Below are 660 nucleotides of genomic sequence, written 5' to 3' on the forward strand. Positions count from 1 at the left end.
ACGCACATTAGAAAAACCCGGAGCGCATCTACTTGGTGGCGTGTCTTATGACAAAATTGATGACAACGGTTTACACATTCATGTAGATGGTAAGGCGCAGCTTTTAGAGGCTGATAAAGTTGTTATTTGTGCGGGACAGGAATCAGTACGTCCGTTTGAAGACAAGTGGTCTGAACTTGGTGAAAAACTGCATATCATCGGTGGTGCTGATCATGCCGGTGAGTTGGATGCAGTGCGCGCAATTCGCCAAGGCGTAAAACTTGCTGTGAAGCTATAACATCGAGCTTTGTATGACTCAAAAGCTGCGTGTGATGCGCAGCTTTTTTGTTTCTGTTGCTCTCGGTTTGTGTGAATCATCACGATAATCCCTAAAAGACAGATTGTTATTCGAGTGAGAGGATTATGCTAAAGTGAGCAGCAAAGAAAATAACAGTTAGATTCAATAAGGACTCGCTCATGGAAGCTCTCGATCTTTTGCTTAACCGTCGCTCTATCGCCAAATTATCTGCGCCAGCACCAGAGGGCAAAGCGTTGGAGAATATTATTCGTGCAGGTCTTCGTGCTCCTGACCATGCGGGCTTAACCCCTTGGCGTTTTGTGATTGCTCAAGGTGATGGTTTGAAGAAGCTATCAGATATTTTGGTGAAAGCCGCGATTGCA

1 protein-coding gene and 1 pseudogene are annotated in these 660 nt (G+C 45.2%); both read left to right on the forward strand.

Annotated features, from left to right (window positions below):
- A pseudogene (fadH, locus tag R7R24_RS27525) lies at nt 1-277 on the forward strand (NADPH-dependent 2,4-dienoyl-CoA reductase); the annotation flags it as partial.
- A 179-nt stretch (nt 278-456) separates the two neighbouring features.
- Nucleotides 457-660, forward strand: a 204-nt coding sequence (locus R7R24_RS27530; protein WP_318120243.1) for a nitroreductase family protein, incomplete at its 3' end; no start/stop codon positions are given.

It is taken from the genome of Vibrio sp. 704 (assembly GCF_033339295.1).